The organism is Micrococcales bacterium (genome assembly GCA_016703125.1).
Lineage (GTDB): Bacteria > Actinomycetota > Actinomycetes > S36-B12 > UBA10799 > JADKAV01.
The window spans coordinates 367,845-393,947 of the sequence record JADJCR010000004.1; the positions used below are offsets into that span (position 1 = coordinate 367,845).

The following is a 26,103-nucleotide window of genomic DNA, read 5'->3' on the forward strand; positions in this document are numbered from 1 at the left end:
GGCTAGGGGCTGGACAGCCGCGACTTCGCGCCGGCGAGGGCCAAGAAGTCGTCCACGCTCAGGGATTCCCCCCGGCGGGTGGGGTCGATGCCGGCCTCCTCACAGATCGTCACCGCCGGCAGCGGCGCGGCCCACTCGCGCAGCGCGCTGCGCAGCATCTTCCGGCGCTGCCCGAACGCCGCATCCACGGCCGCGAACGTGGCCGCACGCTGTTCGGCATCGGGCTGCTCGTGCCGCACGAAGCGGACAAGGCCTGATTGCACGTTCGGGGCGGGCCAGAATACCTCCGTGCCGACCTTCCCGGCCCATGTCGCGTCGGCCCACCAGGAGGTCTTGACCGAGGGGACACCGTACTGGCGAGATCCTGGCCCGGCGGTCAGCCGCTGGGCGACCTCGGCCTGCACCATGACCACCCCGGAGGTCACTGACGCGAACCTCTCGAGGACATTCAAGAGGATGGGCACGCCGGTGTTGTACGGCAGATTCGCCACGAACGCCGTCACCTCGGCCTGGGGCTGCATCGCCACCGCGTCCTCGCACCGCACGGTCAACCGATCGGCCGCATCCGGCGAGAACTGCTTGATGGTGATCGGCAGTCGGCGCGCGAGGCGGGCGTCTATCTCGACCGCCTCCACCCGGGCGCCGGTCTCCAGCAGTGCCAGCGTCAACGACCCCAGTCCAGGTCCCACCTCCAGGACGACGTCGCCGGGACCGACGTGGGCGGCCGCAGCGATCCGGCGCACGGTGTTCGGGTCGATGACGAAGTTCTGGCCGAGTTTCTTCGTCGGTTGCAGGTCGAGTTCCCGAGCCAGGTCGCGGATCTGGGCGGGACCCAGCAGCGCCATCAGAACGCTCCGAACGCCTCGAAGGTGTTGGCCCGCACCGTCTCGCACAGCGTCCCCAGGTCCTCCTGCAGGTGCTCGGCCATGAATCGCATCGTGAGTGGGATGAGGTATGAGGCGTTCGGGTGCCCGCGGTGCGGGACCGGGGCCAGGAAGGGCGCGTCGGTCTCCACCAGCAGGCGGTCGCGCGGGACGGCGGTCAGCGCCTCTCGCAGGGGCCCCGCGTTCTTGAAGGTGACGACGCCGGCGAACGAGCAGAACCACCCGCGAGCCACGACCTCGCGGGCGAAATCGGCATCGCCGCTGAAGCAGTGCATCACCACCCGGCGCGGGGCACCTTCGTCGTCCATGACGCGCAGGATGGCGGTGTGCGCGTCCCGGTCGTGGATGACCAGGGCCTTGTCCAGTTCCTTGGCCAGCCGGATGTGGACGCGGAAGGATTCCTCCTGCGCGGCGCGCCCGGCCGCATCGGTGCGAAAGAAGTCCATCCCCGTTTCCCCGACGGCGACCACGCGCTCACCGCGAGCCAACTCCGCAATGCGTCGCCACGCCTCCTGCAGCGCCTCAGCCCCCCGGTCGGCATGGATGCGGGGCGCCTCGTTCGGGTGCAGAGCCAACGCCGCCACGATCCGGGGCCACTCACCGGCCAGCCGCACCGCCTCCTCTGAACTGGGCACGTCAACGCCGACCTGCACCACGGCATCGACGCCGGCGGCTTCGGCCGCAGCCAAGGCCGTCCCCACATCGATTCCTGCCTCACCGTCACGACCCGAGGCCCCGATGTCCAGGTGGCAGTGGCTGTCCACCACCGGTGAGGGCAGTGGCTCGGGCAGCGCGGGATAGCCCTCCGGCAGCGTCACGCGGTCTCCAGCCGCGGGAACAGCGCCGCGCCCTTGGTCACGGTCGTGCCGGGAGGCAGCTGACCCCAGATGGCCACGTCCTGAACGGACTGCGCGGCCAGGTCCTCCTGCACCCCCAAGCTGGCCCAGATCTCGGCCGTGGCCTTCGGCATCACGGCGTGGTAGAGCACGGCGATGGCGCGCAGGGACTCGCAGATCGTGTACAGGACGGTGTCCAGACGTTGAGCGTCCGCCTCGTCCTTGGCCAGCACCCAGGGCTCCTGCTCGGTGACGTACACGTTGACAGCATCGACGAAGTCCTTGACCGCCAGGATGCCGGTGCTGAAATCCAGTTGGACCATCGCCGCATCCGCACGCTCAGCGCAGGCCGCGAGCAACTCCTGCAGCGCCAGGTCTGCGTTGGCGTAGTCCCCGGGGGCGGGCAGTGAACCGGCACGGTAGCGGGCCACCATGGCCGTGGCCCGGGAGGCCAGGTTGCCCAGCCCGTTGGCCAGTTCGGCGGTATAGCGCGCAGCCATGTCCTCCCAGGAGAACGAGCCGTCCTGCCCGAACTGGATGGCCCGCAGGAAGTAGTAGCGGAAGGCGTCGGAGCCGAAGTCGTCGATGATCTGCTCCGGCGAGATCCCGGTGAGCTTGCTCTTGCTCATCTTCTCCCCACCGACCAGCAGCCAGCCGTGGGCGAAGACCTTCGCGGGCAAGGGCAGGCCGGCGGCCATCAGCATGGCCGGCCAGTAGACCGCGTGGAAGCGCAGGATGTCCTTGCCCACCAGATGCACATCAGCCGGCCAGTTCGCGGCGAACTTCCGTTCGTCGTCGCCGTAGCCGATCGCCGTGATGTAGTTCAACAGCGCGTCGAACCACACGTAGACGACCTGCTGCTCGTCCCACGGCAGCGGCACCCCCCACGACACGCTGGAGCGTGACATGGAAATGTCCTCGAGCCCGCCCTTGATGAAGGAGACGACCTCGTTGTACGCGCTGCGGGGTTCCACCGCCTGCGGATGCCGCTCGTAGTGCTCGAGCAGGGCGTCAGCGAACTGGGCGAGGCGGAAGAAGTAGTTGGTCTCGTGCAGCATCTCGACGGGGCGGTCGTGGATCGGGCACTTGCCGTCGACGAGGTCGCCGGGCCGCTTGAACTCCTCGCACCCGACGCAGTACGGCCCTTCGAAGTCGGCCTCGTACACATGGCCGTTGTCCTGCAGGGTCCGCCAGAATTTCTGCACCCCGATGCGGTGCCGGTCGCTGGTCGTGCGGATGAAATCGTCGTTCGCGGCATCGATGGTCTGCAGGACCGGCTTCCACGACTCCTCCACGAGCCGGTCGCACCACACCTGCGGCTCCACGCCGTTGTCCCGCGCGGTGCGTTCCACCTTGGTCCCGTGCTCGTCGGTGCCCGTGAGGTAGAACACCGGTTCCTGCCGCTGCCGGCGCCAGCGCGTGAGCACGTCGCCGGCCACGGTGGTGTACGCGTGGCCGATGTGTGGGGCGTCGTTGACGTAGTAGATGGGCGTCGTGACGTAGAACGCCTTAGTCATGCGGGGTCTCCTGGCTGGTCTCGCCCCAGTCTAGGCGGGGCTGTGGTCGCACCTGTCGTGCTCATCGCACTGCCGCGGGATTCACAGGCGGGAGTGATACCTACAGGCGGGAGCCAACCGTGCAGAATCGCTCCCACTGCCCGTGCTCCGCCCTGCCGGTCCCACCGGCAGCCACCCCCCGGGCCGCGGGATCCACAGGCGGGAGCGATCCAACCGCGTGTCACATCCGCCTGGCGCCAGTCCCTCCGCCGGCCACCCCTTGCGCCGCGGGATTCACAGGCGTTAGCGAAACCTCCAGGCGGGAGCGATCCAACCGTGCAGAATCGCTCCCCACTGCCCGTGTCACTCCCGCCCTGCGCTGGTCCCACCGGCAGCCACCCCCCGTGCCGCGGGATTCACAGGCGGGAGCGATCCAACCGCGTGTCACATCCGCCTGGCGCCAGTCCCTCCGCCGGCCACCCCCCGGGCCGCGGGATTCACAGGCGTTAGCGAAACCTCCAGGCGGGAGCGATCCAACCGTGCAGAATCGCTCCCCACTGCCCGTGTCACTCCCGCCCTGCGCTGGTCCCACCGGCAGCCACCCCGGGCCGCGGGATCCACAGGCGGGAGCGATACAACCGCGTGTCATCCGCCTGGCGCCAGTCCTCCGCGGCCACCTTGCGCGGGACAGGCGTTAGCGAAACCTCCAGGCGGGAGCGATCCAACCGTGCAGAATCGCTCCCCACTGCCCGTGTCACTCCCGCCCTGCGCTGGTCCGGCCGACAGCCACCCCCGGGCCGCGGGATCCACAGCCGGGAGCGATCCCGTGCTTCACCCACCCACGACCAGCGCGTACAACTCGCGGCGCGAGACTCCCGCGCCCCGGGCCACCTGCGCGACCGCCTCACTGGTCCGCATCCCGCCGGCCACCAGCGAACGCACATCGTCGACGAGATCCACGGGGTCTGGGGCCGTCTCCGGGGCGCCCGCCACCACGAGGGTGACCTCCCCGAGAAGATCCCCGGCCCGCGGCACGAGTTCTGCCGCCGTGCCCCTCAGCACCTCCTCGTAGGTCTTGGTCAGCTCGCGGCACAACGCGACCTGCCGGTCCTGGCCGAAGAACTCCGCGATGTCCGCCAGGCAGTCCTGGGTGCGTCGGGGACTCTCGAAGAAGACCATCGTCCGCGGTTCGGCGACCAGGGCCCGCAGTCGCTGGCGCCGCTGCCCGGGGCGGCGGGGCAGGAAACCCTCGAAGCAGAACCGGTCGGACGGCAGGCCGCTGAGAACCAAGGCCGTGGTCACCGCGCTCGGCCCGGGCAGGCACGTGACCGGCAACCCCCGAGCAATGCAGGCGCGAACGGCCGCCAACCCCGGGTCGCTGACCGACGGCATGCCCGCATCGGTGACCACCAGGACCCGCAACCCGTCCGCCACCTGCGCAGCGATCATCTCCGCGCGCTGGGATTCCACCGCGTCGTAGTGGGAGATGACCTTGCCGCCGATCCGGATCCCGAGGTCGGCGGCCAGCCTCCGGGCACGACGAGTGTCCTCGGCCGCCACGACGTCGGCGGTGGCCAACGCATCACGCAACCGAGCCGAGGCATCCGCCGGGTCGCCGAGCGGGGTCGCGGCTACGAGCAGGATGCCGTCTCCTCCGGACACCGCACCTCCTTATGCTGGCCCGCGTGAGCCTAACAACCGCGGCGCAACCGACGCAGGCCGCCGTGGCAGCGCCCCAGGCGGGTCCCGCCGGTGGGTGGCGCGGGTGGCTGGGGCCGGTGCTCATGGGTGTCCTGGCGGCGCTGCTGCGACTGCCCAACCTCGGCCGTCCGCACGCGCTGGTCTTCGACGAGACGTACTACGCCAAGGATGCGCTGGCCCTGCTGCTGTTCGGCCACGAGATGGACGCGAAGAAGAACGCCAACGAGACCTTGCTGGGACTGGACGGCAACCTCGATGCGGCCCGGGAGATCTTCAAGGACTCCCCCTCCTACGTGGTGCACCCACCGTTCGGCAAGTGGGTGATCGCCGCCGGCGAGAAGGTGTTCGGGGCCGATCCCTTCGGGTGGCGGATCGCCGTGTGCGTGCTGGGGATCCTCTCGGTGGTCATGCTCGCGCGGATCGTGCGCCGCATGACGGGTTCGAACCTGCTGGGCACGATCGCCGGGTTCCTGCTGGCCATCGACGGCATGGCGATCGTCATGAGCCGGACCGCCCTGCTCGATGGGGTCCTGGCGTTCCTGGTGCTGGCCGCCTTCGGCGCGCTGCTGCTGGACCGCGACCGCACCCGCCGGCTCTGGCCCAAGCACAGCCTGCGGCCGTGGCGCTGGGCAGCCGCAGTGGCGCTGGGTCTGGCCTGCGGGGTCAAGTGGAGCGGCCTGTGGTTCGTGGTGGGCTTCGGTCTGCTCACGGTCTTCTGGGACCTCGGTATGCGACGGGAGCGCGGGGAACCCAACGCCTTCGTCCGCACCCTTCTGCGCGACGCCCTGCCTGCCGCCCTGGTCATCCTGCCGATGGCCTTGCTCGCGTATCTGGCCACCTGGTACGGGTGGTTCACCAGCTCCGGATATCTGCGGACGTGGGCCGCCGACAACGGTGGCTACACCGGCGTGCAGGCCGCGCTGCGCTCCCTGGCGCACTACCACGGGGAGGCCTACAAGTTCCACACCGGACTGACCACGGCGCACTCCTACCAGGCCAACGCCTGGGGCTGGCCGGTGCTGGCACGTCCCACGAGCTTCCACTACGAGTCCGAGGGCCTGGACTGCCGGGCCGACAGTTGTGCGCAGGAGGTCATCGCGCTCGGCAACCCGGTGATCTGGTGGGCTGCGGTGCTGGCGTTGTTCCACCAGGTGTGGCGCTGGGCGGCGGTGCGCGACTGGCGCGCCGGCGCGGTGCTGTGCGGGTTCCTCGCCGGCTGGGCACCGTGGCTGCTGTTCCAGCAACGCACCGTCTTCGCCTTCTACGCGGTCGTCTTCCTGCCCTTCATGATCACCGCACTGACCATGTCGCTGGGCACCATCCTGGGCACGGCATCCGACACCCGGGAGCGCCGCGGCAACGCGGCCATCGCAGTGACCACGCTCCTGCTACTGGCGCTGGTGGCGGCCTGGTGGTTCTACCCGGTCTGGACCGCCGAGGTGATCACGTACCGGGAATGGCAGATGCGGATGTGGCTGCCGACCTGGGTGTGAGCGCCGTGGAGGTCCCGCCCGCGGGTGCGGCGTGCCACATGCGGAAGTCCCCGGCCCGCCTGCGGATGGACCGGGGACTTCTGCGGTGGAGCTGAGGGGATTCGAACCCCTGACCCCCTCGATGCGAACGAGGTGCGCTACCGGACTGCGCTACAGCCCCGCGTGCACTCAGGGTAGCAACTGGCTACTCGTTGACCGCCCGGGCGGTCTGGTACTCGTGCGGGTACGCGTACTCGTCGAGACCGAGGTCGGATTCGGCGTCTTGACCGGCACGCAGCGCAGCGGCCTGCTCCAACATGCGCTCCGCGGTCCAGGGGTCGTCGGAGTCGATCTCGCGCGGCACTGCGGTGGCGCGCGGTGCCCGCATGTACGACGGCTCCGGCGACCTGATGGGCTCCCAGGTCTCGCGCTGTCGGCTCGCCTCGGCCGGCGCGGTCCCGGACTGATCGCGGTGGCGCCGGGACTCGGCGGCCTGCGCCCGGGCACGGGACTGGGCCCTCACCAGGTACAGGTACCCGCCGAGGGCGCCGGTGGCGACGACCGCCAGCGGCAGCGGCGTGACGCCCATCATCGCGCCGGCGACCAGCAGGACGGTGACGACTGCGAGCACCGCGACGATGCGGCGCCGGCGCACGGCCGCGGCGAGGGTGGCCTGCTGGCGCATCTGCTGCACGCGGGCCCGCTGACGGTGACCGTCCTCTGCGGTGCCGACAAACGGGTCTATCCCCAGATCCAGGTGCCGGTCGATGGCGGCGTCGGCAGGCGCGGTGTCCACCCGACTGGCGCGCCGACCCGGCATGGCGGCCACGTCATGCGACCGGTGACGGCGCACGGAGACCGAACGGAGGGAGCGGCGGAAGCGCTGCGTGGTGCGGGCGTCGCGGTACTTGTCCGACGTCCCGAGCCAGCGGGGAAGGAGAACGACCGCCCACATAGCGATGACTGCGGCGTAGAGAAGGCCTGTGAGCACGGGCTTTAGCCTACGGTCCGGCCACCACCGGATCCCGGATTTGACCGGCGTGTTCGGGGGTTGATGCCCTTCGGTTCGCCGTACAGGCGCGCGAATCGGTCGGCCAGTGGTTCGTTGACCTCCTCCACGGTCAGCGCGTACGAGACGTGGTCGCGCCAGTCGCCGTCGATGTGCAGGTAGCGCTCGCGCAGGCCTTCGTAGCGGAATCCGACCTTCTCCTCGACCCGGATACTGGGACCGTTCTCGGGGCGGATGTTGATCTCGATGCGGTGCAGGCCACTGGCGAAGCAGTGGTCGGTGGTCATGGCCACGGCCATCGGCATGACACCACTGCCGGCGGCCGCCCGGTCAATCCAGTAACCGATGTGCCCGCCGCGCAGAGAGCCGAAGTGGATACTGCCGACGGTGACCTGCCCGCAGAACGCCCCGTCCACATCCAGCGCGAACGGCATCGTGGTCCCCGCCCGGGCCGACGTGCGCAGAGCGCGGACCATCCCGCGGAAAGTGGTTGCGGCGTCGGATGCTCCGGGAGGCAACGTGGCATCCCACGGTCGTAGCCAGTCGACGTTGCGGGCCCGCACTGCCTGCCATGCCTGCCGGTCGTGGTTGTTGATGGGCCGCAGGCGCACGTGTCCGCGTTCCAGCGTCGCCAGCCACAGGCGGCTCATCCGTGCTCCAACCTCATCGCCATCACAGTCTCGCCCTTGTGCAGATCCACGTGCGGTGGCGCAACCACCGCCAGGGCGTTGGCCCTGGTCAACGCCCGCACCCCCTCGCCGACCGGGGCCGCCGTGCCGTCCACGACGGCCACCGGCACCAGTGTGGTCACGTCCGGCTCACCGCTGACCGCCTCGGTCAGTTCGACCGGTTCCCGGGCCGGGAAGACCTCCGCATGCCCCATGAGGCGCCGGATGACCGGCCGGACGAACAACTCGAAGCCGACGAACGCCGCCGTGGGTTCGCCGGGCAGCGCGATCAGTGGCACGTTGGACGATCCCAGCGAGCCGGTGCCCTGCACCCGCCCCGGCGACATCGCCACGAATGCGAAGTCGACGGTGCCCATCGTGGCCAGTACCGGCCGCAGGACGTCGTCGGGCTCGGTGCCGATCCCGCCGGTGGTCACCACCATGTCGGCGCGGCCCAGTTGATCGTCGAGGATCTTGCGCAACCGCACCGGGTCATCTGCGACCGGGCCCACCCGGTAGGACAGCGCTCCGGCCTCGACCACCGCACAGGCCATCGACACCCCGTTGACGTCGGGTTTGGCGCGCGGGTCCGCGGGCATCAGGCGCACCCGACCGGTGTCGTACAACTCCGAGCCGGTCGTCAGCACAGCGATCCGGGGGCGCGGATAGGCGGGAACCTTGCCAATCCCGATCGCGGCGAGCAGTGCGACCTCCCGTGAGCCCAGCACCTGCCCCACGGACAGCAGCGTGGTGCCGCGCTTGACCTGGCTGCCGGCCAGCGCCACGTTCTCCGCCCGGACCACGGCGCGCCCCACCCGCACGATCGGCGCCCCACGATCCGTGTACTCGGCGGGGACGACGCAGTCAGAACCGTAGGGCAGCGGCGAGCCGACCCCCACCGGCACCAGGCAGCCGGGGGCCAAGGGGGCGCCCACCGGCAATTCCCGCAGCGCCAGCACCGCCTGCGGTGACGCCATGGCGATGTCCCCGGAACGCGCCGCGTACCCGACCACCGCACTGGTGTGGAACGCCGGCACGTCCGTCGGTGCGGCCACGTCCGCAGCCAGCACACAGCCATTGGCATCCAGCAATGGCAGAGCCAGTGGCTCCAGGGGCCTGACCCGGCCCATCACCATCTGCAGATGCTCGGCAAGGCTGCGCATCAGTCCTCCGCGAACTCCTTGGACGCCACGAACTCGCGCAGCCAGGCACGGAAGTCGGGGCCAAGGTCTTCACGGGCACTGGCAAGCCGCACAGTGGCCTGCAAGTAGGACTGCTTGTCGCCAGTGTCGTAGCGGCGACCTTTGAAGACGACGCCGTGGACCCCGCCGCCGTCAGCCGGGTCCATGCCGGCCAGGGTCTTCAGCGCGTCGGTGAGCTGGATCTCGTCGCCGCGGCCCGGCGGGGTCGTGCGCAGGACGTCGAACACCGCCGGATCGAGCACGTACCGGCCGATCACCGCGAGGTTGGACGGTGCCGCGGCGGTGTCGGGCTTCTCGACCAGGTCGGTGATCCGCACCGCGGCCGACCTTGGTACCGGCCTGACTGCCGCGCATCCGTAGAGGTGGATCTGGGACTCGTGCACCTCCATCAGGCACAGCACGCTGCCCCCGAGCTCCTCGCGGACCTTGAGCATCTCTGCCAACACGTAGTTGCGCGTGTCGATCAAGTCGTCGCCGAGCAGGACCGCGAAGGGCTCGTCACCGACATGCATGTCCGCGCACAGCACGGCATGCCCGAGGCCGCGCGGCTCGCCCTGCCGCGTGTAGTGCACCTGCGCGAGTTCGGCCGCCTCCATCACGGTGGCCAGGCGGTCGTGATCGTTCTTCGTGGACAGGGTGCGTTCCAGCATCGGGGCCCGATCGAAATGATCCTCCAGGGTCGACTTGTTGCGTCCCGTGATGATCAGCACATCGTCCAGCCCGGCCTCCACAGCCTCCTCCACCACGTACTGGATGGCGGGCCGGTCGACCACGGGCAGCATCTCTTTGGGGGTGGCTTTCGTGGCTGGGAGGAACCGCGTCCCCAGCCCTGCCGCCGGCACCACCGCCTTCGTCACACGATCTCTCGACATGCCACGACCCTAGTGCGAAAGGCGTGCGTCAGGAGTCATCGGCGTTGCGCAGCGTAGTCACCGCCCGGAGGCCGCGCGACCAGATGGTGGCGTCCTGCAGTTGGTGCTGGTCACTTCGCAGAAGCGGACGCGCGGACAGCCTCAGGCGTCCCGGCGACGAAGGAGCACGAACCCGAGCACCAGCAGAGCCACCATCCACGCCCCCCAGACGCCCACCGAAAGGGCCACGTCCTCGCCGCTGAACCACGTCTGCATGGACCACAGCGGAAGCACCTGCGGCAGCCATTCAACCCGCCCGCCGAGGATCGCTATCAGCGCCGTCTCCACCAAAGACAGCAGCAACGGCCCGATGATCCCCAGGGGGTGGTTGCGGGTGATCAAAGTCAGGCAGAAGGCCAAGACCGCGTAGGTGAGGACAAAGACCGGCATCTGCCAAAGGGCGTCGGGCCACGTGATCGCCGGGTCCCCGAGAGCAGCGGTGTCCGTGGAGCCCAGAGCCACGAGCAAGCCGTACGAGGCGGCCACCGCAACGGCGAGCACCAGCAGGGGGATGAACAGCGTCGTGAGCAACTTCGCGAAGAAGACCCCCGTGCGCCGGGGGAATGCCGTGAGGGTCAACCGGATCGTGCCATACCGGTACTCATGACCGAAAGCCATCGCACCGAGGCTGGCCACCAGGACCATCACGATGGGGTTGCCGAGCACCGACTGCGACACCACCTCGGCCGCCGGCACCTTCACCGGGTTCCCGTCGGCGTCGGTCCCGGCGATGCTGATCAGGTAGGAGAACCCCACGACGGACAGGATCACGAACAGCGAGGTGATCCACGTCGTGCGGATGCTGCGGGCACGACGCCATTCGTACGTCAACAGATCCATCAGGCCATCCCTCCGATCTGGAACTCCTGGCCCGACTCCGTGAGTTCGAGGAAGGCTTGCTCCAGGCTCGCGGTGCGCTTGGTGAGGTCGGCCACGGGGACCTGGTGCCGGAAGGCGATGTCGCCGATCTGGTCGGTCGACAGGCCCGTGACGGCCACGCCGTCGGGCGGTTCTGGTCGGGGCTGCAGACCGGGCACCTCCTCGGCCAGTGCCCCGACCATCTCATCGATGCGCGGAGAGCGGATCAGCACGTCGTTGCTGGTCGATCGGTTGACGAAGTCGCCGACCGATTCGTCGGCCAGCAGTCGTCCTTTGGCGATGACCACGACGTGGTCGGCCATGATCTCCATCTCGCTGAGCAAGTGGCTGGACACGAGGACGCTGCGGCCCTGCGACGCGTAATGCTTGAGGTAGTCGCGCAGCCAGTGGATCGACTGCGGGTCCAGCCCGTTGGCCGGCTCGTCGAGCAGGAGTACCTGCGGTTCGGCCAGGATCGCCGAGGCCAGACCCAGCCTCTGGCCCATTCCCAGCGAGAAGCCCTTGGGGCGCTTCTTGGCCACGGACTCGAGGCCCATCAGTGCGATGACCTCGTCGACGCGTTTGCGGCGGGTGCGACTGGCCGCGGCCAGCATCCGCAGGTGTGCTCGCGCCGAGCGGTTGGGGTGGAAGAACTTGGCGTCGAGGTGCGCACCGACCACCTTGGGTGCGTGCCTGTGCAGGTCCAGGGGTTTGCCGTCCCACAGCGTGACGCCGCGACCGTGATCCAGGCCGAGCATGAGTCGCAGGGTGGTGGACTTGCCCGAACCGTTGGGGCCCAGGAAGCCGGTGACCTGCCCTGGCCGGACCTGGAAACTCAGGTCGTCCACCGCGACCGTGCTCCCGTAGGTCTTGTGCAGATTGGACGCCGTGACGATCACGCAGCACCCCTCCCGGTCGGCGTGGACTGACGCGCTCGACGCTATCGGACACCTTCCGGAGGACTCGACGGCGAGGCCGGTGGGCGCCCCTCGTGGTGCCTGGCCAGTGGGTTCTTGCGAAGATGGTCGTGAGACGCGAAACCCCCGGAAGGTATGCATGCCCACCTACGTGTACAAATGCCGGGACTGCGAGCACCGGTTCGAAGAAGCCCATGGCTTCCACGACGATCCAGTTCAGATCTGCCCCGAATGCGGTGGACAGGTCCAGCGAGTGATCGGCAACGTCGGCGTGACGTTCAAGGGGTCGGGGTTCTACCGCACGGACTCCCGCACCGCGAAGAGTCCCTCGACGAGCGCGAAGCCTGCGGAGAAGAAGAGCACCACGGACTCGACCAAGAGCACCACGAAGGCAGCCGGGTCGACCGGCGGCGGGTCATCCACAGCATCCTGACCTGTGGATGGCGGCGGCGGGATGTCCGGTCCCGCTCCTAGGGTCGGCGCATGGTCATCTCCTCTTGGCGCCTGCAGCGCCGCTGGCGTCGTCTGCAGCGGCCGGTGGCAACGATCCTCATCGCCCTCGGTGGGGTGCTGCTGTGGGCTCGCAGCAACACCCCACCTGCGACCACGCCCACCGTGGTTGCGGTGGCGGATGTCGCGGCAGGTGAGATCGTCGAGGCCGCGGACGTGACCGTGGTCGCCTGGCCGGCAGACTCCCACCCACCGCCGGCGGCCACCAGCGTGGAGCCCATCGTGGGCCGGCGGGCGACAGCCGCCATCCGTGCCGGGGAACCCTTGACCGATCAGCGCGTCGTCGGCCCGTCCCTACTGGCCCGGGCCGGACCCGACGCGGTGGCCGTGGCCCTGCCGCCGGATCCGTTGTCCGGGTCGGGGCTGGTCCGAGCCGGGGACCGGGTGAATCTCATCGGTCGCACACAGTCCGGCACCACCCGGACCCTGGCGACGGCGGCGCCGGTGCTGACGGTCGCTGACCAGTCCGGAGCCGTCGTGGCGGTACCGGCAGCAGCGGTCGCGGACATCGTGGAGGCGGCCGCGACGGACACGATCGCGATGGTCCTGGCGCAGGCGTAGGGTATGGCTCGTGCCCGAAACCCACAAGCTGCTCCTCGAGCAGATCCAGCACGAGTTCACCGCGTCCCAGCAGTACACCGCGTTCGCAGTGTGGTTCGACCAGCAGGCACTGCCGCGCATGGCGCACCACTTCTACGCGCAGGCACTGGAAGAACGCAACCACGCCATGATGATCGTGCAGTACCTCATGGATCGGGGGATCGACGTGACGATCCCCGCTGTCCCCCAGGTCGCCGCGGTACCGGGCTCGGTGACCGGGATCCTGGCCGCCTCCGTGGAACAGGAGCAGGCCGTCACGAGGCAGTTCGAGCAGATCATGTCCGCGGCCCGTGAAGAGGGGAACTTCCTCGGCGAGCAGTTCACGCACTGGTTCCTCAAGGAGCAGATAGAAGAGGTCTCGGGCATGTCAACCCTGCTGCAGGTGGCTCAGCGCTGCGGGGACAACCTCATGCTCCTCGAGGACTACCTGGCCCGGGAGACCTCCGGTCCGCAGGCCGATCCGACCGCCCCGAGCGCAGCGGGCGGCGCCGTCGGCTTCACTGCCTGACTGTCCTCACTCGCGATCGTGGTGGGGCGGGCGTTCGGCGAGCAGATCCCGATCGGTCGACTCATGGCCACCGGCCTCATCCTGGGTAACCGACGGGTCGAGCTCCACGTCGAGATTCAGTTTGCGTCCCACCCTTCCAGCCTACGTCGGCGGCCGGGTTAACCTCGAAGGGATGCGTCGCACCTTCGTCACCCTGTGCCTGTCCCTCGCCCTGACCGGCGGCGGCGCTGCCGCGTGGGCGGAGGACACCCCGACACCGACCCCCACTCCCACCGACACGGTCACACCGACCCCCACCCCGACCCCCACGCCCACCATCACGCCCGCACCCGGACTCCCCAAACGACTGGTCCTCGGGCAGTCGCGCAAGGGTCGCCCGATCGTGGCCACCCGGCAGGGCGAGCCCGATGCCGACAGGGTGCTGCTGGTGCTGGGACAGATGCATGGCGACGAGCCCTACGGCCGGTACGTGGTGGACCGGTTGCGCAAACTCACCCCCCGCAAAGGCACTGCGATCTGGACGATCCGCACCATCAACCCCGACGGCGCTGCGATGCGCACCCGCCGCAACGCCAACCGCGTGGACCTCAACCGCAACTTCCCCGGGAACTGGCAGAAGGGTTCGCCCGGTTCCCTGTACTACTCCGGCCCGCGGCCGGCCAGCGAACCGGAGACGAAAGCGCTGATGACCGGCGTCGAGCAGATCCGTCCCGACGCTGTGGTGAGCTACCATCAGCACCTCAACGTGATCGACCGCGGGACGCACAAGAAGGTGCGCAAATGGGTGCGCCGGCTCAGCGACGACCTGCGCCTGCCGGTGAGCCGGGTCAGTTGTGTCACCAAGTGCGCAGGGACCATGACCGGGTGGTTCAACACCACCTACAAGGGCTGGGCGGTGACGGTGGAACTTCCCCGCCGGATTCCCGCGGCCCGTCAGCGATCCATGGCGCGCGCCATGGTCAACCTCGTGCCGGATCTGAAACCCACTCAGAAGCGTCCCTGACCACCGAACATGACGAAGCCCCCGGTGGATCACCGGGGCTTCGGTCGACGATCAGGCTTCGGACTTCACAGCAGTGGGGTCGTAGCCGTAGTAGGCGGTACGGGCGTCGCGGCGCTCCTGTGCCTCGACCTCCGCCTTCTGCTGCTCCTCGGCGTCGATCTCGAGGTCGTTGACGTCGAAGCGGGGGTTGTTCTCCCACATCCACTTCTCGACCTCGGGACCGGACTCGAACGAGGTGATCAGGCAGTAGCGCGGCTCGTCGCCGTTGTGCCACACCGAGTGCCACAGGCGCTCGGAGTCCACCATCAACTGGGCGCCGGCCGGCAACTTGATGCGCACCTCGGACTCGGGGTCGTTGATGTCCTCACGCAGGATCATGTAGGTGTCCTGGTCGTCGGTGAGGTTCATGAAGCACCGGATGACCCAACCCTCGCCGTCAGGGGTTCAGGCGGTTGTTGTCGTCCTGGTGGGAGTTGTACAGCGCATCGGCATAGGTGTTGGGCTGCAGTTCGATGATGCGGCAGCGACCGACGTTCGCTCCGACCTCCAGCGCACGCTTGACCAGCGTGGGGGCCTTCTCGACCTGGCTGTCGATCCAGACGCCGTCCTTGTCGGCCTTCGGCGGGTCGAAGTGCCAGAAACCGTTGCACTCGATCTCGCCGTACGCGCTGGCCAGCGGAGCGAACCGGGTGTCACCGCCCGACTTCCAGTCCACGTACTCGAGGGACATCCACTCCTTGGGATCGATCGGATCGCCGTATGCGTCGAGCACGGCGTACCCGGTCTCCTCGAGCATGGGAAGTTTGTAATGGGCCATGGAACCTCCAGACGTTCTCTCGCCACCGGGCAACAGTGGCTCAAACCATCATCCCCCATCAGTGTCCAATACACGCGTGTCCTACGTCACATGTCGCCGCTCGCCGGGAGGCCTCTTCGACGGTTGCGCGGACACGTCCGCCTCCCCGGCGGCATAGTGGACAATGCCCGTACCGGAGGTGATCATGCCGCTGTCAGCCGTTCCCGAGGTCCAGGTCGTGACGGTCCACGGCCACCGACGGGCCTTCGTCAAGGTGGGTCGCGGACCGGCACTGCTCCTCCTGCACGGCATCGGCTGCGATCACCGCACCTGGCTTCCCGTCCTGCGTCCGTTGAGCCGGCACTTCACGGTGATCGCCCCCGACCTGCTCGGCCACGGGCAGTCCGACTCCCCCCGGGCCGACTACAGCATCGGCGGGTACGCCAACGGCATGCGCGACCTGATGGCGCTCAACGGGATCACTTCGGCCACCGTCGTGGGCCACAGCCTCGGCGGCGGCATCGCGATGCAGTTCGCCTACCAGTTCCCGCAGAGCACCCAGCGCCTAGTGCTGGTCGGCTCCGGCGGGCTCGGCCGCAGCGTCAACCCCCTGCTGCGCGCGATCACCATGCCGGGCGGCAGCACGGCCCTCAAGGCCGTGGCCGTCGCCCCGGTCCGCCGCCCCACGGTGGCCGCCATGCGTGGGCTGCACCGACTGGCCCTGCCCGGCACCGTCGACTTCGGGGGCATGGCCGAGGTGTACGAGGCCCTGGGCGACCCGGGGCGACGTCGCGCATTCCACCACGTCCTGAGTGCGGCGGTGGACTGGCGCGGACAGGTCATCACGATGCTCGACCGGGCGTACCTGGCCGAGTCGATGCCGAGCCTGGTGGTGTGGGGGGAGCAGGACAGCGTCATCCCGGTAAAGCACGCCTATGCCGCGCACGCGGTGCTGCCCGGTTCGCAGTTGGAGATCATCCCGCACGCCGGGCACTTCCCGCACGAGGACGACCCGGAGCACTTCGCCTCGGCCCTGATCGACTTCATCCTGGACACCAAGCCGGCCAAGTACGACGGGCGCGCGTGGGTGCGGGCCCTGGCCGAGGGGCCCCGTCCGCGGCGATTCTGGGCGCGCCGCCCCCAGCTGGTCACGGACGAAGTCGAACCCGACGCCCAGTGACCAGCGGAGTGAGGGAACGAGCGTGACGCCCGGCTCCCTAGACTGAACCCGTCGCCCCCGTAGCTCAGGGGATAGAGCAGCGGTTTCCTAAACCGTTGGTCGCAGGTTCGATTCCTGCCGGGGGCACCAGGCGCAGTCCTCCCACGGACGCCCGCCCGCGAGCTTGACCACCAAACGATTCCCGGCCCCGGTCCCCCCTGCAGTGGGCCGGCGATAGGCTCCCCGGATCTACAATGGAAGTGACGGAGGTCACACTTCCGCCGGACTCCAGAAGGGGGTTGAGTCCCATGGCGAAACTGACGCGCAGCGTCACAATCAACGCCCCGGTCGAGGACGCGTTCGACCACGCACTGAATCTGGGCACGTTCTGGACATGCTCACCCGAAGTAGCGGTCAGGGATGTGGAGTTGACCCCTGACGGCGTCGGAACCCACGCAACCATCTGGACCCACGGCTTGGGGGTCCACTTCCAGGGGCACATGGAGTACACCGAGGTGACCCGCCCCGAGCGGATCGTCGCTCAGGTGGTCTTCGGTCCGGAGAAACCGGTCTGGGTCTTCTCCTTCGAACCGGACGACGGTGGCACGAAGCTGACCGGCGAGGGCGAGTGGCATGTGAGCGCACCGGCCGTCGGGAAGGCCCTGGAGGAGTGGATGGCGAAGAGCCACACCGGCTTCCTCGAGACCCTGCTCGACAACTTCAAGGCGCAGGTGGAGGCAGCCGCCTGAGTCAGCACTCAGGCTGCGTGCGCGCCGGGCCCCGAAACCACTTGAGGCGTGCCATCGGCCCACACCACCAGGCCGGTCCGCCGTGGGCGGGTAGTCAGCCAAGCCGCGGCCCGCTGGCCGAGCGCGTAGGCTGCAGTGGCGTCGATGTCTGCCCACGTGAGTGAAGGCCCGACCACGGTGACGCTGGCCACCCCCTGCGGGAGGCTGCCGTCGCGGGCGTCCACGACATGCTCGCCGCGGTGGGCGGTCCCGCTGGTGGCGACCGCGCCCTGCCGCACCGACACCGTGGCCACCAGTCGCCCGGGGTCGCGGGGATTCTCGATCCCCACTTTCCAGGGCACGTCGTGGGCATGACACACCATGTCCCCGCCGGCGGACAGGCAGAAGTCGGTGTCGGGCAGATCGCGCAGGTACTCTGCGGCCTGCTCCACGGCCCACCCCTTGACCACGCCGGAGGGGTCCAGCCCTGGCCGCCAGATGGAGAACGCGCCACCCGAGGCGATGCTGGCCGCGTGGCCGAGGGCGAGCACCTCGGCGACCTCCGGCGGGCACTGCGCGAGTGTCACCTCCCCGCGGTCGAGGCGACTGATGAAGGACTCCTCTCGATACGTGCTGAAGACCTCGTCGGCCCGGCGCAGGCTGTCCATGGCCCGCTGCCACGCCCGCTCATCGTCGGCGTGCCGACCACGCATGGCCAGGCTGATCGGCATGCCCATGACGTGGGCGACGTAGCGCTTCACAGCCCCACCTCGTCCAACGCGGCCTGCAGGGACTGGAGGTATCCGCTGCTGGTCACTGTGGCCCCACTGACCATGTCGATGTCTGCGTTCTGCGCCTCCAGGGTCTGGTCCACCAGGATCGGCAACGCGTAGTCGTTGATCTGCTGGTCCTTGGGGTTGTTGTAGGGGTACTGCAGCACCTGCACGTCGCTGATCTGCGAGCCGCTCACCGTGATCTGCACCTGCACCGGCCCCCACTGGGTCTGTACCGCGGGCCCGGTCACGGTGCGGGATTCGGGGGTCGCGGCGGCGTCGGCACCCGAGGCGACGACCGTCCAGGTGATCGCCCCCATCGTCGAGGTGTGGTAGCCGAAGAGCAGCACGACCACGGTCAGGGTGGTCAGTATTGCGAAGACGATGCGCTTCATGGATCACCATCCGAAGTTCTCGATGTGGAACTGATCGCCTGGCAGCCCCGCCGCCAGCGCCGCCCGGCGGACTGACTGCGTCCATGCCTCGGGGCCGCAGACGAAGACGTCCCGCTCTGCGAGGTCGGGTACGAGGTGCTGCAGTGCCGCGACATCGTCGAGGGCCCCGACGAAGGCGCTGAGCCACGAATCGGGGCTGCGCCGCGACCCGGGAAGGTACGTCACGGCGAGTCCGCGCTCCTGGGCGAGCACTGTGAACTCCTGCTGGAAGACCGGGTGCGCGGTGAACCGGTGGAGCAGAACGGCCTCACCCGGGCCGTAGTCGAGACCCTCAGCAAGGGCTCGCATGGGTGCGATACCGATGCCGGCACCGATCAGGGCCACTTTGCGCCGCGTCCGCGCGCGGCTCGACAGCCGCCCGTACGGCCCTTCGAGCGCCACCCGGGTACCCGGCTGCAGCGACGTGGTGCGCGAACTGTTGTCCCCGAGCGCTTTGACCGAGATGCGCAGGCTGCGACCGTCCGGGGCAGCGGACAGGGAATACGGGTTGCCGCGCGTCCAGCCGTCGCGGCCGAGGAACCGCCAGATGAAGAACTGGCCGGCGTCGGCGGGCAGGTGCGCCATCCGCCTTCCGGTCACGTAGACCGAGGCCACGCCGTCACCCTCGGGAACCACCGATGTCACGCGCAGCCGGTGGCGCACCGTGCGCACCACTGGCAATACCAGGCGGAACGCCAGCACGCTGCCCGCAGCCACTACCCACAACGACCACCAGTAGATCGTCGCCAGCGTCGAGTCGAGGAACTGCTGGCCCGTCCATAGTTGATGCGGAAGCGCCAGCCCGGCGCCCAAGTAGGCGTACAGGTGCAGAAGGTGCCACGACTCGTACCGCAAGCGGCGACGGGCCGCCCTCAGGCTCGTGACCGCCACCATGGCCAAACTCGATGCCCCCGCCACCGCCAGCAGCATCCCGGGGAAGGTGGTGCGTGAGATCCCAGAAGGTGCCCGGGATCGCCGCCACCGCGCCGCCCGCGTACCCCCACGTGTTCAGCACGATGTGCGCGAGCATCAGGGAAAGGGAGGTGAAGCCGATGACCCGGTGCTGGCGCAGGATGCGGTCCTGACCGAAGGCGCGCTCCAGCACCGGGTTGCGTGCGATGAGCAGGACCTGCACGAGCAGCAGATCGGACGCGACCAGGCCGGTGATCCGGCCCAGGGAGTTCAGCGCCGAATCCCACGCGGCGAGGTCCTGGACACCGCCGCCGGCGACCCACATGAAGGTGACCAGGAGCAGGCTTGCCCACAGCAGCATCACCGCGGCCATCCGCACGCGGGCGTCGAACCGGGCAGGTGGCCGAGCCGCGATGGGCTCCGTCTCGCGCTGCACCATCAGGGTCATCGGAAGCCTTCGTCGTGATCGTCGTCGAAACCGTCGTGCTGGCGGTCTGCAAACCCCGGTGCGCCGTAGGGTGTCGTCGACTGCGGACCGGGCGCCTGCTGCTGCACCGTCGACACGGGCTGCTCGGCCGTCTTGCTGCTCGCGACCGCATAGCCTGCACCCGCACCGATCAAGCCGCTGAGCACCGCTGCCGCCGTGACTGCCATGCCGGTCGGCACCCGCCGCAGGTTCTGCGGCGGCACCGGCGCAACTGCGCCCAACACGTGCGTGGGCTGCTCATCGGACCCGGGTTCCCACCTGGACCCACTGCGCCTGGAGTCGTCTGACGAGGTGTTCATGCCAGCCATGGTCGGGCGCTCACACTGGATGCGTTCGTGAGCACGGTGTGAAGCGGGTAAGAATCCGCGCCGGGCGATCAGGCGCACGCGCACGTCTCCGGGACAGACACCCCCGTCGTCGACCGCCACCGGGCAGCCGGAGAACCGGAAGCCCTCGTCATCCGGCGGTCGGCCACGCGAGACTGGGCCTCATGAAAGCGGTCCTGGCCCTGTTCGTGGGCTTCTGGGTGCTCATATTCGTCGCCGGCACGGCCAACCCTGGGTACCAGCACTACCGCTACCACGTGAGCCTGCTGGCCGCGGACGGCAGCAGGCTGGTCTGGGTGACGACTCTGGCGATCACTCTCACCGCACTGGCCCAATGGGTCGGTGCGTGGGCCTTCTGGGACGTCAACCGCGCAGTCGGCTGGTTGTTGATCGTGGCAGGCACCGCACTCGGGGCGGTGGCCGTGTTCCGCGTGCCCTGCCCCCGTCGCGCACGATTCTGCACGTACACCGTCGAGCACACTCCTGCCGAATCGATCCACAACAGCGGCGTGATCGGCTATGCCCTGGCCACGATGACCGCCATGGTCATACTGGGCGTCATCGCCATCACCCGCGGTCACCACAGCCTCGTGGGTGTCCCGGGATTGATCGCCGCCGTCGTGTTCGCCATGGGTTTCAGCGGAATCCTGCTGTTCCCCGAAGGTCTGGCGCAGCGCACATGGATCGTGGTGGGGCAGGCCTGGCTGGTCGCAGCCGTGTTCGAGGCGCAGAGGCACCGCAGTCGATTGGGTGGCCGTGCCCGCCAGGCGGTGACCGAATGACTGAAGCCATCCTCATGCCGCAGTGGCTCGATCCACCCGCGGTGCCGGCAGTGCGCTACCACTGGTGGGACCACGGCCGCCCGGAACCCACCGCCGAGGTGCTCGACCAGATCACCGTGTACGTCCCGCCGTACATGCCGGTCGATGAGGACGTTACGTTGACCCGGCGGATGCCGTGCTTGAAGGTCGTACAGGCGCTGATGGCCGGAATCGACGGCATCCGGCCGCATGTGCCCGACGGCGTCCCCGTCCTGCGGGCAGTCGGGGTGCACGACGCCAGCACGGCCGAACTCGCGGTGGGGCTGGCGATCGCCGCGCAGCGTGGCATCGATACCGCTGCCCGCGACATGCCACAGGGGTTCTGGCGGCACGCGCGACGCCCGGCACTGGCCGATTCCCGTGTGGGCATCGTGGGCTGGGGCGGCGTGGGCAGAGCCATCGGCGCCCGGCTGGCCGCCTTCGAGACCGACGTCGTGGCCTTCTCCGCGACCGGCCGGGACTGCCTGCCGGTCACTGCCTTCGATGAGTTGATCGGAGGTTTCGACATCGTCATCCTGGCCCTGCCGCTGTCCGATGAAGGGCCGTTCATGACCGCGCAGCGACTGGCCGCCATGCGCGACGGTGCACTGCTCGTGAACGTCGGGCGCGGCAGGCTGGTCGACAGCGACGCCCTGCTCGCCGAGGTGGAGTCGGGGCGACTGCGGGCGGCGCTGGACGTGACCGACCCCGAGCCGCTGCCCGCCGACCACCGGTTGTGGCGGGCACCCGGCGTGCTCATCACCCCGCACCTGGGCGGGGACAGTGAGGCGTTCGTGCCGCGAGCGAGGGCCATGATCGCCCGGCAGATGGCGCACCTTTCGGCGACTGGCTCCTTGCGCGTGGCGGGCGGTTCGCCGTAGCGTGTCCACCTCCCGGAAGGAGCCACCCATGTCCGATACTCGTCGCCGCTACCTCGCCCCTATCGCCACCATCGCCTTCGCCGGTTCCGCCGGAGCGGCCACCGCCGCCAAATTCATCACCGGCAAGGACATCAAGGACGGCAGCATCACTGCCAAGGACTTGAAGAATCAGACGTGAACAAGAAGATCAAGGACGCCACCATCACTGGCACGAAGATCAAGGACGGCTCTCTGTCACCATCCGACTTCTCGGGCTCGGTCGTCGGCCCACAGGGGCCACAAGGCCCGCAGGGGCTGCAAGGGCCGCCAGGTGCGCCAGGAGTCTCCGGTTACGAGTTGGCCTCCGAGACCTACCAGAACGTCTCCGCGGTCAACAGCGGTGGTCACCGTGGCCTCAGCGACGTGAAGACCGTGCTCTGCCCCACCGGCAAGACCGTTGTGACCGGTGGCTTCGACTTGGGCACCGACGACACCCAGAACGGCGTGCAGCGGTTCGTGCAGATCAGTTCCTCACAGCCGAACGCGAATGCCACGGGCTGGTCGGTGCAGCTGTTCAACAACTCCAACAGCGTCGACGTCAGCATCGACCTGAAAGTGACGGCCGTCTGCATGAAGACCCCGGCCTGATCACCCGGGCGCGACCCAGAACTTGCGCAGCGGTTCACTGACATGCCACACGGTGCGGGCTCCGGCGGCGAGTTCGACCACATCACCGGGGCCGATGTCGAGCGCTTCCTGCTCAGCGATCTCGATGTTGGCGGCGTCCGTGGAAACCCCGCTCGGCGATGGGCGCTTCCAAACGGCGTGGCTTCGCCCGCAGGGACCTGCTCCGGCGGCACGGGGGCGTGGGCGCGGCGGCCGGTGGAAGAGGACACGGAAAGGGACGACAGCGAGGCCTTCACCTGTAGTTTGTTGCCTGAATTTCACTTGACATATCCGGGTCCGCCCGCAAGGATAGGAGCGTGAGGGGAGTACCCCATCCACCCGTTGAGCGTCAGTACGGCGGCCACCCGGCCGCCCGGCGACGGGGGCCCTGCGGGCCGGGAGAGACCTCTGGAACCAGGAGTCTGCCGTGAGCACCGTACTTCCCACCCCCCGCCCTACTCTCGCCCGCCCGGACGCCAGCGACCTCGCCGCCCTCATGAGGGTGCGCGGGCTGTGCATCTCGATCCTCATGAACACCACCCCCGGGCCCCGCATGTCCGAAAGTGACCGGCAGCGGTTGTCGGCGCACGCTCGCGACGTTGTGCGCCGGCTGGAACTCGAGCCGGATCCTGGGCAGGCCGCCGTGCTCGAGTCCCGCCTGCGCAGGGCTTTGGAGCAGGTCGCACTCGCGCCAACCGACACCGCGCTGGCGCTGTTCGTCTCGGATGCGACCATCCGCCTGATCCATCTGCCCGTCACCGTGGAGGACCGCGTCATCATCGATCCGACGTTCGCCACCCGCGACGTCCTGCGCGCTGTCCAAGCCAACCCGAGGTTCCTCCTGCTGCACATGGACCACCGGTCCGCCAGCCTCTACCGGTACAACCAGAAGTACCTCGAGCCGCAGCTGTCCCCAGACTTCCCCGCACTGCGCGAGGGCCGGGTCCGAACCGGCCAGGACGTGGAACGGCGGCGCGGGTTCCTGCGCGAGGTCGATGCAGGACTCAGCCGACACCTGGCAGAGGCGAAGCTGCCGGTGGTCCTCGTCGGCGGTGAACGGATCCTCGGGGAGTACCTACGGGTCACCGGCAACGGAGCCGCGATCGCGGGCCTCGCCCGCGGGATCCGCAACCGGCCGCGCCTGAGCGAGCTGGAGGACATCGGGCGCTTGGTCATGGAGGACCACGTCGCCGACCTGGGGGCCGCGGCACACGACACGTTCCACGCCCGGCTGCGCACCCGCCGGGCGGTGACGGGGCTGCTCGGGTGTTGGCATGCCGCGAGCACCGGAACGCCCGAACTGCTTGTGGTCGAGCAGCACTTCGCGATGCCCGCCCGCATGGTCGCCGGCGGCCGCTACCTTGAACCGAGCGACGACGGCGAGCACCCCGACGTGATCGACGACGCGGTCGACGACCTCATCGAGAGGGTCCTGCAAAGAGGTGGCTTCGTCTCCGTGGTGCCGGACGGCACGCTCCGCGACCATGGCCGGGTGGCCCTGACCTTGGCGCAGGGACACAGAATGAACCCATGAACCTGTTGCCAGAACCGCCTGAGACCCTGCTGCCCGAGGACCCCGCGGCCCCGGCCGTGGCCACCGGCACCGACCCTGAGCAGACCGCCGCCCGCTTCCCCGCCTCCAGCCTTGCGTGGGCCTCGCTGGCCCGGCGCGCACGCGAGCAGGGACGCACCATCGAGTCGTACGCCTTCGCCCGCGTCGGGTACCACCGCGGGCTGGATTCTCTGCGGCGCAGCGGCTGGAAGGGACATGGACCGATCCCCTGGTCCCATGAGCCCAACCGCGGCTTCCTGGAGTGCCTCTATGAACTGTCCCTGGCGGCGCAGGCCATCGGGGAGACCGACGAGGCCGACCGCACCCGGAAGTTCCTGTTCGACAGTTCCCGGGAGGCCGCCGACGTCCTGGGAGTGTGACCGGTCGAGCACGGCTCAGCGCGTGGGGGACGTCCAGGCCGCCTTCAGCAACGGCACCTGCACCGGCATCCGCGCCCACACCGCCGCCTTCTGCCAGGCCGGGCGCCTGCTCCGCTGCACGTCGAGAGCCATCTTCAGGTTGCCGACCCAGATCCCGGCGAGGGTGGCGGTCGTCACTGCGGGCGCCCACCGCTGCCGCGTGGTCAGCCCCGCCGCGCAGACCAACTCCAGCACGCCGCTGCCGTACACCCATGGTCGCGGGGCTCCCAGTTGCTGCGGCACGAGCGGTTCGAACACCTGCGGGCGGACCATATGGACGACACCACTGACGGTGAACGTCGCGATGACCAGTTTCGTTCCGGTGGGCAATGTCATGGTCACACCAGTATCACGTGGCTGACCGTGTAGATCACCAAACCCGCCAGCGCACCCACCAGCGTGCCGTTGAGCCGGATGAACTGCAGGTCTCGGCCAACCTGGATCTCGATCTTGCGTGAGGTCTCCTCGGCATCCCACCGGTCGACCGTCTCGGTGATCAGGGCCGTGATCTCCTCGCGGTTGTTCGTGACGACGTGCACGGCGGCATCCTCGACCCAGGTATTCACCCGTGCGCGCGTGGCTTCGTTATCGACCAGGTTGCGCCCGAGCGAAACCAGCGAGTCGACGATTCGCACCCGCAGGTCCGAGGTGGGGTCATCGATGGCCCTCAACAGCATCTCCTTGGCTACCGTCCCGGTCGTGTTCAGCGTGCGCGCGACCTCCGGGTGGTCCAGGACGCGCATCTTCGCCTGCTCCGCGCGGAACTGCATGTCGGCGTCGAAGCGCAGATCATTCGACAGCTTCAACAACGCCTCGTCGATCGACTTGCGCAGCGGGTGGTGCCGGTTGTCGCGCACGTCCTGGGCAAAACGCACTGCCTCCCGGTGGACCTTGTTCGCCACCATGTCGTCAGCCCACTTCGGCGACCAGCCGGGAGCCTGCTGCTCAACGACGTCCACCACCCGGTTCCGGTTGTCGGCCAGCCAGTCGTGCAGCGAGCCGGCGACGAGGTCGATGAGAGGTTCGTGGGCCTTGTCGGCGACCACGTTGCCCAGCAGGTTTCCCGCCGGTTCAGCGATGGGGAACTCCTCGGCACGACGGCGCAGGAACTCGGAGACCGCCGTGCGGACCTGCTCGTCGTCGAGCAGCCCGATCCCTGCGCGGATCCCCACCGCGATCTCGGCGGAAACCCGGCGGGCGTTGCCGTAGTCGCTGATCCACCGTCCGACCCGCAGGCCCACGTCGAGGGCCCGGATGCGCTGGCGCACCACCTCCTCGGCCAGGAAGTTGGTCCCCACGAAGTCGCCGAGGTTGCGGCCGATCGCGTTCTTACGGGTCGGGATGATCGCGGTGTGGGGAATGGGCAGCCCCAACGGGCGGCGGAACAGGGCGGTGACCGCGAACCAGTCGGCCAGCGCACCCACCATGCCCGCCTCCGCAGCAGCCCGCACATAGCCGGCCCACCCGACACCTTCACCCTCGAGCACGAATGCGATCACGTAGATGACCGCCGCGGCGACCAGTGCGCCGACCGCCACCAACTTCATGCGTCGTAGGCCGCGCAGCTTCTCCTCATCGGCCGAGACTGCCAATGCACTCATACGGCGATCCTGCCC

28 protein-coding genes, 2 tRNA genes and 2 pseudogenes are annotated in these 26,103 nt (G+C 69.0%); 14 read left to right on the forward strand and 18 right to left on the reverse strand.

The genetic code is table 11. The features are described 5' to 3' along the window. Positions 1-2: 2 nt before the first annotated feature. From rsmA to rsmI, 4 genes are all read right to left on the reverse strand, one after another. Positions 3-845, reverse strand: coding sequence for a 16S rRNA (adenine(1518)-N(6)/adenine(1519)-N(6))-dimethyltransferase RsmA (rsmA, locus tag IPG68_08635; protein MBK6763326.1), 843 nt, complete (start codon positions 843-845; stop codon positions 3-5). After that, positions 845-1,702 carry a TatD family hydrolase gene (locus IPG68_08640; GenBank protein ID MBK6763327.1) on the reverse strand — a complete coding sequence of 286 codons (858 nt, stop codon included), beginning with the start codon at positions 1,700-1,702 and terminating at the stop codon, positions 845-847. The genes rsmA and IPG68_08640 overlap by 1 nt, the downstream gene beginning before the upstream one ends. Then, entirely contained in the window at positions 1,699-3,237 is a 1,539-nt protein-coding gene (locus IPG68_08645; protein MBK6763328.1) for a methionine--tRNA ligase, read from the reverse strand. The genes IPG68_08640 and IPG68_08645 overlap by 4 nt, the downstream gene beginning before the upstream one ends. An 810-nt stretch (positions 3,238-4,047) precedes the next feature. Further along, on the reverse strand, positions 4,048-4,878 hold the full coding sequence (gene rsmI / locus IPG68_08650; GenBank protein ID MBK6763329.1) for a 16S rRNA (cytidine(1402)-2'-O)-methyltransferase: 831 nt from the start codon (positions 4,876-4,878) through the stop codon (positions 4,048-4,050). 23 nt (positions 4,879-4,901) lie between these two features. On the opposite strand from rsmI, the gene IPG68_08655 reads away from it, so the two are divergent. After that, complete coding sequence (locus IPG68_08655) at positions 4,902-6,410, forward strand: phospholipid carrier-dependent glycosyltransferase (protein MBK6763330.1); 1,509 nt, start codon at positions 4,902-4,904, stop codon at positions 6,408-6,410. Positions 6,411-6,496: 86 nt separating this feature from the next. Here the strand turns inward: IPG68_08655 and IPG68_08660 are convergent. The 7 genes from IPG68_08660 to IPG68_08690 form a co-directional block, all read right to left on the reverse strand. After that, positions 6,497-6,570, reverse strand: a tRNA-Ala gene (locus IPG68_08660). Between the two features lie 24 nt (positions 6,571-6,594). After that, positions 6,595-7,380, reverse strand: a complete 786-nt coding sequence (locus IPG68_08665; protein ID MBK6763331.1) for a hypothetical protein — start codon at positions 7,378-7,380, stop codon at positions 6,595-6,597. A gap of 5 nt (positions 7,381-7,385) precedes the next feature. Beyond that, entirely contained in the window at positions 7,386-8,048 is a 663-nt protein-coding gene (locus IPG68_08670; GenBank protein MBK6763332.1) for a GNAT family N-acetyltransferase, read from the reverse strand. Beyond that, a complete protein-coding gene (locus tag IPG68_08675; GenBank protein MBK6763333.1) occupies positions 8,045-9,229 on the reverse strand; it encodes a molybdopterin molybdotransferase MoeA in 1,185 nt (394 codons plus the stop codon). Before IPG68_08675 ends, IPG68_08670 begins: the two co-directional genes overlap by 4 nt. Continuing rightward, positions 9,229-10,140, reverse strand: a complete 912-nt coding sequence (locus IPG68_08680) for a UTP--glucose-1-phosphate uridylyltransferase (protein MBK6763334.1) — start codon at positions 10,138-10,140, stop codon at positions 9,229-9,231. Before IPG68_08680 ends, IPG68_08675 begins: the two co-directional genes overlap by 1 nt. Positions 10,141-10,281: 141 nt before the next feature. Then, positions 10,282-11,019, reverse strand: coding sequence for an ABC transporter permease (locus IPG68_08685; protein ID MBK6763335.1), 738 nt, complete (start codon positions 11,017-11,019; stop codon positions 10,282-10,284). Then, a complete protein-coding gene (locus IPG68_08690; GenBank protein ID MBK6763336.1) occupies positions 11,019-12,095 on the reverse strand; it encodes an ATP-binding cassette domain-containing protein in 1,077 nt (358 codons plus the stop codon). The genes IPG68_08685 and IPG68_08690 overlap by 1 nt, the downstream gene beginning before the upstream one ends. Here IPG68_08690 and IPG68_08695 point away from each other — a divergent pair. From IPG68_08695 to IPG68_08710, 4 genes are all read left to right on the forward strand, one after another. After that, positions 12,094-12,387 (forward strand): FmdB family transcriptional regulator, encoded by a 294-nt coding sequence (locus IPG68_08695; GenBank protein ID MBK6763337.1) that lies wholly within the window; start codon positions 12,094-12,096, stop codon positions 12,385-12,387. The two genes, IPG68_08690 and IPG68_08695, sit on opposite strands and share 2 nt — an antisense overlap. A gap of 50 nt (positions 12,388-12,437) precedes the next feature. Continuing rightward, positions 12,438-13,025 (forward strand): flagella basal body P-ring formation protein FlgA, encoded by a 588-nt coding sequence (locus IPG68_08700; GenBank protein ID MBK6763338.1) that lies wholly within the window; start codon positions 12,438-12,440, stop codon positions 13,023-13,025. A 10-nt stretch (positions 13,026-13,035) separates the two neighbouring features. Next, a complete protein-coding gene (locus IPG68_08705) occupies positions 13,036-13,572 on the forward strand; it encodes a ferritin (protein MBK6763339.1) in 537 nt (178 codons plus the stop codon). A 172-nt stretch (positions 13,573-13,744) separates the two neighbouring features. Next, complete coding sequence (locus tag IPG68_08710) at positions 13,745-14,575, forward strand: DUF2817 domain-containing protein (protein ID MBK6763340.1); 831 nt, start codon at positions 13,745-13,747, stop codon at positions 14,573-14,575. A gap of 51 nt (positions 14,576-14,626) precedes the next feature. Here the strand turns inward: IPG68_08710 and IPG68_08715 are convergent. Further along, a pseudogene (locus IPG68_08715) lies at positions 14,627-15,392 on the reverse strand (hypothetical protein). Positions 15,393-15,576: 184 nt separating this feature from the next. Here IPG68_08715 and IPG68_08720 point away from each other — a divergent pair. The 3 genes from IPG68_08720 (at position 15,577) to IPG68_08730 (ending at position 17,279) form a co-directional block, all read left to right on the forward strand. Then, positions 15,577-16,551, forward strand: a complete 975-nt coding sequence (locus IPG68_08720) for an alpha/beta fold hydrolase (GenBank protein MBK6763341.1) — start codon at positions 15,577-15,579, stop codon at positions 16,549-16,551. Between the two features lie 53 nt (positions 16,552-16,604). Next, positions 16,605-16,680 (forward strand) — tRNA-Arg (locus IPG68_08725). A 158-nt stretch (positions 16,681-16,838) separates the two neighbouring features. Further along, the gene (locus IPG68_08730) at positions 16,839-17,279 is read left to right on the forward strand and encodes an SRPBCC family protein (GenBank protein MBK6763342.1); all 441 of its coding nucleotides are present in this window, start codon (positions 16,839-16,841) and stop codon (positions 17,277-17,279) included. 8 nt (positions 17,280-17,287) lie between these two features. On the opposite strand, the gene IPG68_08735 is transcribed toward IPG68_08730, so the two are convergent. The 4 genes and pseudogenes from IPG68_08735 to IPG68_08750 all read right to left on the reverse strand — a co-directional run bounded on the left by IPG68_08735 (position 17,288) and on the right by IPG68_08750 (position 20,163). Next, positions 17,288-17,989: an FAD:protein FMN transferase gene (locus IPG68_08735; GenBank protein MBK6763343.1), complete on the reverse strand. Its 702-nt coding sequence runs from the start codon at positions 17,987-17,989 to the stop codon at positions 17,288-17,290. A 26-nt stretch (positions 17,990-18,015) separates the two neighbouring features. Beyond that, positions 18,016-18,426, reverse strand: coding sequence for an FMN-binding protein (locus tag IPG68_08740; protein ID MBK6763344.1), 411 nt, complete (start codon positions 18,424-18,426; stop codon positions 18,016-18,018). 3 nt (positions 18,427-18,429) lie between these two features. After that, positions 18,430-19,750: pseudogene (locus IPG68_08745) on the reverse strand (ferric reductase-like transmembrane domain-containing protein). Positions 19,751-19,821: 71 nt separating this feature from the next. Next, positions 19,822-20,163: a hypothetical protein gene (locus tag IPG68_08750; protein MBK6763345.1), complete on the reverse strand. Its 342-nt coding sequence runs from the start codon at positions 20,161-20,163 to the stop codon at positions 19,822-19,824. 191 nt (positions 20,164-20,354) lie between these two features. Between IPG68_08750 and IPG68_08755 the strand changes: the two genes are divergently transcribed. The 6 genes from IPG68_08755 to IPG68_08780 all read left to right on the forward strand — a co-directional run bounded on the left by IPG68_08755 (position 20,355) and on the right by IPG68_08780 (position 24,448). Beyond that, entirely contained in the window at positions 20,355-20,972 is a 618-nt protein-coding gene (locus tag IPG68_08755; protein MBK6763346.1) for a DUF998 domain-containing protein, read from the forward strand. After that, positions 20,969-21,871 carry a dihydrofolate reductase gene (locus tag IPG68_08760; GenBank protein ID MBK6763347.1) on the forward strand — a complete coding sequence of 301 codons (903 nt, stop codon included), beginning with the start codon at positions 20,969-20,971 and terminating at the stop codon, positions 21,869-21,871. The genes IPG68_08755 and IPG68_08760 overlap by 4 nt, the downstream gene beginning before the upstream one ends. A gap of 28 nt (positions 21,872-21,899) precedes the next feature. Continuing rightward, on the forward strand, positions 21,900-22,049 hold the full coding sequence (locus IPG68_08765) for a hypothetical protein (protein MBK6763348.1): 150 nt from the start codon (positions 21,900-21,902) through the stop codon (positions 22,047-22,049). Next, on the forward strand, positions 22,046-22,498 hold the full coding sequence (locus tag IPG68_08770; protein MBK6763349.1) for a hypothetical protein: 453 nt from the start codon (positions 22,046-22,048) through the stop codon (positions 22,496-22,498). Before IPG68_08765 ends, IPG68_08770 begins: the two co-directional genes overlap by 4 nt. Positions 22,499-22,943: 445 nt before the next feature. Continuing rightward, positions 22,944-24,050, forward strand: coding sequence for a hypothetical protein (locus tag IPG68_08775; protein ID MBK6763350.1), 1,107 nt, complete (start codon positions 22,944-22,946; stop codon positions 24,048-24,050). Further along, on the forward strand, positions 24,047-24,448 hold the full coding sequence (locus IPG68_08780; GenBank protein ID MBK6763351.1) for a DUF3151 domain-containing protein: 402 nt from the start codon (positions 24,047-24,049) through the stop codon (positions 24,446-24,448). The genes IPG68_08775 and IPG68_08780 overlap by 4 nt, the downstream gene beginning before the upstream one ends. Positions 24,449-24,463: 15 nt before the next feature. Here the strand turns inward: IPG68_08780 and IPG68_08785 are convergent, their stop codons facing one another. Both IPG68_08785 and IPG68_08790 read right to left on the reverse strand, forming a co-directional pair. Next, on the reverse strand, positions 24,464-24,823 hold the full coding sequence (locus tag IPG68_08785) for a DoxX family protein (protein MBK6763352.1): 360 nt from the start codon (positions 24,821-24,823) through the stop codon (positions 24,464-24,466). Between the two features lie 2 nt (positions 24,824-24,825). Then, positions 24,826-26,088 carry a DUF445 domain-containing protein gene (locus IPG68_08790; GenBank protein ID MBK6763353.1) on the reverse strand — a complete coding sequence of 421 codons (1,263 nt, stop codon included), beginning with the start codon at positions 26,086-26,088 and terminating at the stop codon, positions 24,826-24,828. Positions 26,089-26,103: the final 15 nt, after the last annotated feature.